This window comes from Paraburkholderia sp. JHI869, assembly GCF_038900775.1.
Classification (GTDB): domain Bacteria; phylum Pseudomonadota; class Gammaproteobacteria; order Burkholderiales; family Burkholderiaceae; genus Paraburkholderia.
The window spans coordinates 317,139-326,049 of the sequence record NZ_JAYMSC010000006.1; the positions used below are offsets into that span (position 1 = coordinate 317,139).

The window sequence follows — 8,911 nt, forward strand, 5'->3', positions numbered from 1 at the left end:
ATGCAATCAAAGGCTACGAAAAAGCTAAATGTAATTATTTACATATGGCTGTCAAATTCCGTTGCGACACTGCGCCTCGCCCGAAGGCCGGTGTCATTCGCGCCGGCCTCCATGCGGGCCCCCAACGCGAGAGAGAGAAAAATGATCAACAGAAAATGGTTCTATGCCACGCCGATCGCGGTAGCGGCGTCGGCACTGGCCGTCGCGGCCTGCGGCGGCAGCGACGGCGACAGCAAGCCAGGCCTTTCGTCGGTGAAGAACATCGTCGTGATCTACGCGGAGAACCGCAGCTTCGACAACCTGTACGGCAGTTTCCCGGGCGCCAACGGCCTGCAGAACCTGAGCGCGCAAAGCACGCAACAGCTGGACCGCGACGGCACCGTGCTGCCCACGCTGCCGGTCGTCTGGAAGAACCTCACGCAAACGGGCGTCACGCCGGTCGTGACCCAGGCGATGACCGAGAACATGCCGAATGCGCCGTTCGCCATCGACGACCCGAAGGGCTACAACGTGCCGCTCTCGGTCACGACGCGCGATCTCTATCACCGCTTCTACGAAAACCAGATGCAAATCCACGGCGGCAAGAACGACATGTTCGCTGCCTACGGCGACTCCGGCGGTCTCGTGATGGGCCACTACACGACGAGCGCCGAAAAACTGCCGCTCTGGAAGATCGCCCAGCAATACACGCTCGCCGACAACTTCTTCATGGGCGCGTTCGGCGGCTCGTTCCTGAACCATCAGTGGCTGATCTGCGCGTGCACGCCGTTTTACGCGAACGCGGACACGAACCCGGCCAAGCCGTCGATCGCGACCGTGGACGCCGACGGCGTCTCGCTAACGCTGGACCCGAACTCAGTGAAATCGGCGCTCGACGGCATTCCGACGTTCAAGAATTCGGGCAATCTCACGCCGGACTTCTACGCGGTCAACACGATGCAACCGCCGTACCAGCCGAGCGGAAACGCAGCGGCCTCGGGTGGCGACGCGAATCTGGCCGATCCGTCGAAGGGGACCACGATGCCGGCGCAAACGGCGCAAACCATCGGCGACCTGCTTTCGAACGCAGGCGTGACGTGGGCGTGGTACGGCGGCGCGTGGGGCGCAGCCGTGAGCGCGGCGCAGAACAGCACCTCGGGCGTGATCTACGGCGCGAACATGACGGCGCCGAACTTCCAGCCGCACCACCAGCCGTTCAACTACTTCGCGAGCTACGCGCCGGGCACCGACGCGCGCGCGAAGCACCTGCTCGACGGCGGCATGGACGGCACGGAGTTCATCAAGGCGATCGACGCGGGCACGCTGCCGGCAGTGGCGTTCTACAAGCCGCAGGGCAATCTGAACGAACACGCGGGCTACACGGACGTGACGAGCGGCGACCAGCACATTGCGGACGTCATTGCGCATCTGCAGAAGAGCCCGCAATGGAACAACATGGTCGTGGTCGTCACCTACGACGAAAACGGCGGTTTCTGGGATCACGTCGCGCCGCCCAAGGGCGACCGCTGGGGTCCGGGCTCGCGCATTCCGGCGCTGGTCATCTCGCCGTACGCGAAGAAGGGTTACGTCGACCATACGCAGTACGACACGACCTCGATCCTGCGCCTCATCACACGCCGCTTCTCGCTGCCCACGCTGCCGGGATTGGCAAACCGCGACGCCGCACTCAAGAGCAACGGCGCCCAGCCGATGGGCGATCTGACCAACTCGCTCGACATCAAGCTCTAAGCGCGAAAACCATCGGACCATCGATCGCCGGATGTTGCTCATCCGGTTTGACGGGCAGCCCTCGGGCTGCCCTTTTTTATTGCGCCGCGGATTCATCGTGCCCTGCACGCCCCACGCGCCAGCCGGGCGTTGAGCCGCGACGTTTGACCACGGATCCTCCGCCGCGAGATGCACTACCTTACAGATTAATTACTGCACAAATCTTGACGGAGGTCATTGTGAAATACGTCGAATCGACTCTCCTGCCAGGCGAGAGGATCGTCTGCGAAGGACACCCCTGCTTCTGGGCGATGGGGCCGCGTATCACACTCAGCCTCTTGCTCATGGTTTGGGGCGTGCTCATCGGCACCATGGGGACGTCGCCGTTCGCAGCAGCGGGGTTTTTTGTCGCAGGGCTGGGACTGTTCGGCGCCTCGCTACTTGCCTGGTGGACGACGGAATTCGCCGTCACCAACAAACGCGTGGTGGCGAAGTTCGGCGCACTGCGTCGGCACACGGTGGAGTTGACGCTTGAGAGAGTCGAGAGCGTTCGGGTCGAGCAAAGCCTCGTTGGCCGGATATTCGACTATGGTTCGCTCGTGATTGGCGGCGGTGGCCTCATCGCGACGCCGATTCCCGGCATCTCGAATCCGCACGAGTTTCGCCGCATGGTCTTTCTTGCGCAGGCGGCCGAGAAGCCTGTGCCTCTGCGGCTCGTGGCGTGAGGGTTTGGGCTTGATTCGTTGCGTGTGAAAAAGCAAAAAGCCCGGCCGTGAAGGCCGGGCTTTTTGTTTATTTGATCTGGCGCGACAGGAGGGGCTCGAACCCCCGACCCTCGGCTTAGAAGGCCGATGCTCTATCCAGCTGAGCTACTGTCGCGTGAGCGTGCGCAAGGCCGCAAACGGGCCTCGCGAGACGGGGCTGGATTATACCGCGATCGCCTCACGCGGTCGCGCCTCGCTCATCACGCTTGCCAGGGGCTTCGGCACCAGAATCAAACCGGCTGCTGATGGAGCGCGAACCAGCCAAGGAAGATCGCGCCCGCGATCAGGCAATACGCACCGAATGAAGCGAGGCGCCCGCGTCCCTCGAAGTATTTCATCAGGAACTTCACGCTCAGCCAGGCCGCGATACCCGTAAGCACGCCGCCAACGACCGCCGTCATCAACTGGTCTCGCGCGTGAAAGAGCTTGGGCAGTTCGAGCACGCCAGCGGCGAAGATGATCGGCGTGCCGAGCAAGAACGAGAACTCTGCGGCTTTTTCCGCCGTGAGGCCGGCCGCATTGCCGGCGATCATCGTGAGGCCGCTGCGCGAAAAGCCGGGAACGAGCGCGCCGATCTGGGCGAGGCCAACGAGAAACGCCTGGCGGAACGTGAGTTTCTCGGGCGGACGATGCGTGCGCACACGCTGGAGGCGATCGCCGAACCACAGCAGCACGCCATTGACCATCAACGCAGCCGCGACGATGCGCAGATCGTGAAAGATGGCCTCGATGCGCTTTTCGAGCACGAGGCCGACGATACCCGTCGGAATCGTGCCGATGATGAGTGCCCACATCATGTGGCCGTCGTCGTTCTTGCGGCCAGCCAGCGAGCCGACGAAGCCGCTGATCAGCGCAACCCAGCGCTCACGGAAATACCAGAGCAGGGCAACTGCGGTTCCCAAATGCAACGCGACGAGGAACGGCAGCAATTGCGGCGCGTGCTTGTCGATGTGCATGCCGAACAGCGCGGGCACGAGCAGCGTATGGCCGAGACTGCTCACGGGAAACAGTTCGGTGACGCCTTGCAACACGCTCAGGAAGAATAGAAACCAGAGACTCACGCGCGGATCCTCGTAATGGTGGTGTAAGGGGCCGGACCGTTGCGGAGCCGGTGCGGCAAAGCGCACCGATTATGCCTGGGCCGAATTGCAGCGCCAAGCTTCGAGATGGATTTGTCAGAAAAGTTACTGCGTCGCAACAAAATTGGCTGCGAATGCACGGATCCTGGCGCGAACGCACGTGTCGCGCTCGCGAGAGGTCAGTGAGGCGGGGGGACCGAACGCGGCGCGATCAGCGCGCCATCTTGTAGAAGAAATACGCGCTGCTGCCGACAAAGAGGCTGAACAGAGCCATGCTCATTGCCATTGCCAGGTCCATGGGGAGGTCTCCTGCGAAAATGCTCTGTGCGCCACCGCACGGTCATGCGGATTATGCTGACTCTTGTCCGGCATCGACACCCACGCTTTCCCGACGAGGGTTTTCACGCATGAGAAAGCGGCGCAAAATCCGCCTTCCCGGCGCAGATGCGCCGGCCTCCTTCCACCCACTCCAGGCCCGCCCATGAACGCTCATCCAGAACAGGACATCCTCACCCTCTCCCGCGGTGCGTCGACGCTGCGCTTCGCGCCGTGGGCCGGTGGCCGCTTGCTCTCGTGGCACGTCGACGGCCGCCCGGTCATCCTGTGGCCGGAAAATGCGAACTGGGCCGAGCCGGCGCGCGTGCGCGGCGGCAATCCGCTGCTCTTCCCCTTCCTTGGCCGCCATCGTGTGGACGGCCAGATCGGCCGCTGGCGCGATGCGCACGGCGTGGTTCGCGATCTGCCGATGCACGGCTTCGCGCGCGACCTGCCCTTCGCGGCGCAAGTCGACGACGATGGGCACGGCCTGCAGATGACGCTCGTCGACTCCGACGCGACACGCACCGGCTATCCGTTCGCCTTTCGCTTCGAAGCGCTCTACAAGCTGGCCGACGCCCATACGCTCGACGTGACGCTCGCCGCGACCAATACGGGCGCGGATCCGCTTCCGTGGTACGCGGGCCATCATTTCTATTTCGCGTTGCCTCATACCCAGCGCGCGCAAACGACGCTCGACTTGCCGGCTGCCCAACGCCGGCACCAACTCGCGGACGGCTCGATCAGTGCGCCCGAGCCCGGCAAAGCGCAATACAGGCTCGACGACGCGAGCATCATCGACCGCTTCCATGTGCTCGAACCAACTCCGCCCGCCACGCCGGTGCGCCTCGTTGCGCCGGGTCTCGGCCGCGCGGTGACGATCGATCTGAACCGGCCCGGCTCACTCCCCTGGTACGCCGTCACGACGTGGACGGAAGCCGCGGACTCCGACTTCTACTGCGTCGAACCCTGGCTTGGTCTGCCCGACGCGATCCACAACGGGCTTGGCCTGCGCTGGCTCGCACCGGGTCAAACGGAGACGGCGACGCTGCGCATCGGTGTCGAAACGCTCGGCGGCTAAGCGCGTGCGCCGGTCCCGCCAGGGGACGGCACCAGAATGGGGGCTGCCGCTTGGGTCAGTCATTCATCAGGCAAAACCCCAGTTGCGTTGGCAAACCCGCTAAAATCAGGCGTTTTGCCAGCGCGGCGGCCCTTGGTCCGTCGAGGCAAGGTCATGCGAGGTTCAATGTTGGCACCAGGAATCAGACGGATTGCATGTGCGGCGCTTGTTGCGTTGCTCGCAGCGTGCGGATCGGCTCCGGTCGGCCCCGGCTTTTACCGCGTGGAGCGCGGCGACACCGTGTACAAGATCGCGCGCAGCAGTCGCCAGTCCGTGCAGAACATCGTGCGCTGGAACAATCTGTCGAACCCCGACGCCATCGAAGTCGGCCAGGTCCTGCGCGTGGAGCCGCCCGCCGGCGCAGCAAGCGCCCGCACCGGCGCCGCGCCGCGTACCGGCGCGACTGCCCCGCGCGAGACGGCCAACCCAGGCGATACGTCATCCGCGCCGTCGACCGCCGAGGCTTCCGCACCGCCGGCAGCAGCCGCGCCGTCGATCTCGCTCGTCTGGCCGACCAGCGGACAGGTCATCCGCAGTTTTGATGGACGCAATTCGAAGGGCATCGACATCGCCAATGCCGCCGGTACGCCGATCGTCGCGGCGGCGCCGGGCACCGTGGTCTATGCCGGCAATGGTCTGCGTGGCTACGGTAACTTGCTGATCATCAAGCACAGCGGCGATTACCTGACGGCCTACGCGCACAATCAGGCATTGTTCGTGAAGGAAGGTCAGAGCGTCGCGCAAGGGCAAAAGATCGCGGAGATGGGCAGCAGCGACAACGACCGCGTGATGCTCCATTTCGAACTGCGATACCAGGGTCGCTCGATCGATCCCACTCGACAACTCCCCGCGCGTTGAGAAAGGCCGCTACGGCCAGTCAAATCAACGGACGAAAAAAAAGCCCGGCATGGCGCCGGGCTAACGGGGGTTTGGCGCATATCGGCAAAGGACCGGTTTACCATGCGCCGAATCGCAATCTATCAACGGGCTTCCTGCGGCGCAATCACTTAATTAGCGCGAAAATGTGCTACGGCGCACGGATTATGTGTCGCATCACTTTTCAGCAACGGATGAACACGCCGAATCAACCGCCGCCGCACATAAAATCGCACACTTTAATGACACACGGTGACAAGTCGTCTGGCGGCGCAAAGGCTTTCTGGACGGGCCACTCAGGCTGACCCAGAGTACTTTCCCGAGGTCTTTTGCGAGTCAGGAGCGCTCGTTTAAAGCTCGGCACTTTTCGCATTTTCGAGGCAGCCGGGTTTAGTGGGCGAACGCACGAAACAGTGCATTTATTCGGCGTGTTGTACAAATTTGAAACACCAATTCGCAGCTTGCTTAGATCAGATGTTTGACTGATTTAATATGGCTTATTGTCTGTATTCTGGCGTATCGAGCCTGGGTATCGACCATTAATGTGATTAATCCTGCTGATTCGGCGTTTACCATCCGGCCGCCGGTCGGCAGTCAGACTATCGTTTATAGTATCGGCCGCAACGAATTCCTGACCACCATGACTACCGACGACGCCAACCCCAGTTCGACGTACGCCAAGCTGCTCGGCGAAACCGCCAAGATCGACTGGCAGGACCTCGAACGTTTCTTCGCGCAAGGCAAGCTGCTGAGCATCGCGCGCGACCTCGACCTCGTCAGCGTGGCCGAAGCCATCGCCAATGACGACAGTACCGTCGTCATGCAATGGCTGTCTTCGGGCCTTGTCCAGCGCATGCCGGCAGAGACGGCAGCCGATTACGCAACGCGCAAGCCTGAGTTGTGGGCGGTCGTCGTGTCGCCGTGGGTGTGCGTGCAGGAACGCGCTTGAGCGGCGCAGAGGCCCTGCCCGACCAGCGAGGTTGGCATCGACGCGTGCTGACGCTCGCGTTTCCCATCGTCCTCGCCAATCTCACGCAGCCCATTCTTGGCGCAGTCGATACTGCCGTGGCAGGCCACCTCGGGAGCGCGGCCGACCTTGGCGGCGTCGCGTTAGGCGGGCTGTTCTTCAACTTCGTCTTTTGGGGCTTCGGCTTCCTTCGCATGGGGACGACAGGACTCGTCGCACAGGCCTACGGCGCCCGCGACTTCCCCGCGTTGCGGGTGAATGTGGTGCGCGCCCTGCTGCTGGCATTCGCGATCGGCGCCGCGATCCTGCTGATTCAATCGCCCTTGATCCGGTACACCCTCGCGGCCATTGGCGGCAGCGCCGAGGTGCAACGCAACGCCGGGGTCTACTGCCTTGCGCGTATCGGCTCTGCTCCGTTCGCCTTGGCGAACTACGTCGTGCTCGGCTATCTGCTCGGCACTCAGCGCGTGCGCATTGCCCTGCTTTCGCAGATCTTTATCAATCTGGCGAACGTCGTCGCGGTGCTCGCCTACGTGTACGGACTGCGATGGGGCATCGCCGGCATCGGCGCGGCGACGGCTACCGCGGATACGCTCGGTTTTGTCTTCGGCGCCTGCGTACTGTGGAGGCTACGTCCTCGCGGACTCGCGCCACTCGCGTTGCAATCCGTGCTCGAGCCCGCAGCACTCAAACGCCTCGTCGCGATCAATCGCGATATCTTTCTGCGCACGCTTTGTCTGTTGGGCTCGTTTGGATGGTTCGCGCATCTGGGCGCAAAGCAAGGCGACGCGATCCTCGCCGCGAACGCCCTGCTCCTCAACTTCCAGACCTTCATGGCCTACGGTCTCGACGGGTTCGCCCACGCAGCCGAGGCCCTGGTTGGCGCGGCGATCGGCGCAGGGAATCGCAATGCTTTCCGCCAGGCCGTGAAGATCAACCTGCTCTGGGCCGCGCTGGGTGCCTTCGGTTTTTCTTTGGTTTATTGGGCCTGTGGCCCATGGATCATCGAGCAGCTAACCAACCAGCCCGCAGTACGTGCCGCCGCCCAGGCGTTCCTCCCATGGGCCGCGCTTTCGCCGCTCATTTCCGTTTGGGGCTTTTTGCTCGATGGCGTTTTCATCGGCGCGACGCGCACACGCGAACTCATGCAAGCCATGGCGGTGTCGCTGGCCGTGTTTCTGTTCGCGTCATGGGCGTTGGTCGGGCCGCTGGGCAATCACGGGCTGTGGATTGCCCTACTCGTCTTCATGGCCGCGCGCGGGCTGACGCTCTCGCCTTTGCTGCCGCGCATCAGCGGCGCGATCAACCCCGTCTCCGTGCAGCTGCGCTGAGCACTCGCGCCCAGCATCGGCGCTGATTATTGAGCGGGAGCCGGGTTGTCGATCATCATCGGCGGCCGATCGTCGGTCGGCACGCCGTGGTAGTCGGCCGGATCCTGCGGCGGAGTACCGTGACGGTGCGTCGTCGCGTTGTCGGCGCACGCCGAGAGCAAGGCGGCCATTGCAAGGGCCAGATAAACACGGGACATCGCCTCAAATCCTTTCTGAATGTTGACCGGTCTGCGCTCCAGATCGGTAGCGAAGCAACTGAACTCGCTATTTTTTCCGTTGCGACACTGTTCTAAGATACGGACATGGCGCAATCGACAGGAGGCTGCCATGGATGCCGAAACTATTGCGGGTCTGATCGGTCTTGCTGTGGGTCTGCTGGTTCTGCTCGGGCTATCGATTTTCGAATCGCGCGCCTACCGGAAGGAGCACGACGGCGAAGGCATGATGCATCACTGGCTGGCCGAGCATCACGTGCTCGACCGGGTTCGTCGCAGGCACTGAACCCAGCGCCGGTAACCGCCGGCGCGCGCCTTGCCTGAATCTCGCCGCGGCCAGTCGAGCTGGCCGTGAGTAGCTTTTCTGCGTCGTTCTGTGTACGACTCGCCACCCTTTTATTTTCCGCGCGCCCAAACGCCAGAACCCCGGTTCTCTTTCGGAGACACCGGGGTTCTGGACGTTACAGCATAAGGAGCCTGACGATTACCTACTTTCACACGGGCAATCCGCACTATCATCGGCGTGGAGCTGTTTCA

General features: G+C 62.9%; 9 protein-coding genes and 1 tRNA gene. 7 read left to right on the forward strand and 3 right to left on the reverse strand.

What is annotated here, in order from left to right:
- Positions 1–141 precede the first annotated feature (141 nt).
- Both VSR72_RS14220 and VSR72_RS14225 read left to right on the forward strand, forming a co-directional pair.
- The gene (locus VSR72_RS14220) at positions 142–1,728 is read left to right on the forward strand and encodes an acid phosphatase (RefSeq protein ID WP_342952960.1); all 1,587 of its coding nucleotides are present in this window, start codon (positions 142–144) and stop codon (positions 1,726–1,728) included.
- Positions 1,729–1,946: 218 nt separating this feature from the next.
- Positions 1,947–2,432 (forward strand): PH domain-containing protein, encoded by a 486-nt coding sequence (locus VSR72_RS14225; RefSeq protein ID WP_342952961.1) that lies wholly within the window; start codon positions 1,947–1,949, stop codon positions 2,430–2,432.
- A gap of 77 nt (positions 2,433–2,509) precedes the next feature.
- Here the strand turns inward: VSR72_RS14225 and VSR72_RS14230 are convergent.
- Positions 2,510–2,586 (reverse strand) — tRNA-Arg (locus VSR72_RS14230).
- A gap of 115 nt (positions 2,587–2,701) precedes the next feature.
- A complete protein-coding gene (locus VSR72_RS14235) occupies positions 2,702–3,532 on the reverse strand; it encodes an undecaprenyl-diphosphate phosphatase (protein WP_342952962.1) in 831 nt (276 codons plus the stop codon).
- 499 nt (positions 3,533–4,031) lie between these two features.
- Here VSR72_RS14235 and VSR72_RS14240 point away from each other — a divergent pair, with 499 nt between their 5' ends.
- The 4 genes from VSR72_RS14240 to VSR72_RS14255 all read left to right on the forward strand — a co-directional run bounded on the left by VSR72_RS14240 (position 4,032) and on the right by VSR72_RS14255 (position 8,159).
- Positions 4,032–4,946: an aldose epimerase gene (locus tag VSR72_RS14240; protein WP_342952963.1), complete on the forward strand. Its 915-nt coding sequence runs from the start codon at positions 4,032–4,034 to the stop codon at positions 4,944–4,946.
- Positions 4,947–5,111: 165 nt separating this feature from the next.
- Complete coding sequence (locus VSR72_RS14245; RefSeq protein ID WP_342952964.1) at positions 5,112–5,843, forward strand: peptidoglycan DD-metalloendopeptidase family protein; 732 nt, start codon at positions 5,112–5,114, stop codon at positions 5,841–5,843.
- A gap of 658 nt (positions 5,844–6,501) precedes the next feature.
- On the forward strand, positions 6,502–6,810 hold the full coding sequence (locus VSR72_RS14250) for a DUF2288 domain-containing protein (RefSeq protein WP_342952965.1): 309 nt from the start codon (positions 6,502–6,504) through the stop codon (positions 6,808–6,810).
- Positions 6,789–8,159 (forward strand): MATE family efflux transporter, encoded by a 1,371-nt coding sequence (locus VSR72_RS14255; protein ID WP_342952966.1) that lies wholly within the window; start codon positions 6,789–6,791, stop codon positions 8,157–8,159. The genes VSR72_RS14250 and VSR72_RS14255 overlap by 22 nt, the downstream gene beginning before the upstream one ends.
- 26 nt (positions 8,160–8,185) lie before the next feature.
- Here VSR72_RS14255 and VSR72_RS14260 read toward each other — a convergent pair whose 3' ends face one another.
- Positions 8,186–8,356 carry a hypothetical protein gene (locus VSR72_RS14260; protein WP_342952967.1) on the reverse strand — a complete coding sequence of 57 codons (171 nt, stop codon included), beginning with the start codon at positions 8,354–8,356 and terminating at the stop codon, positions 8,186–8,188.
- A 130-nt stretch (positions 8,357–8,486) separates the two neighbouring features.
- Here VSR72_RS14260 and VSR72_RS14265 point away from each other — a divergent pair, with 130 nt between their 5' ends.
- Positions 8,487–8,660: a hypothetical protein gene (locus tag VSR72_RS14265; RefSeq protein ID WP_165822956.1), complete on the forward strand. Its 174-nt coding sequence runs from the start codon at positions 8,487–8,489 to the stop codon at positions 8,658–8,660.
- Positions 8,661–8,911 lie beyond the last annotated feature (251 nt).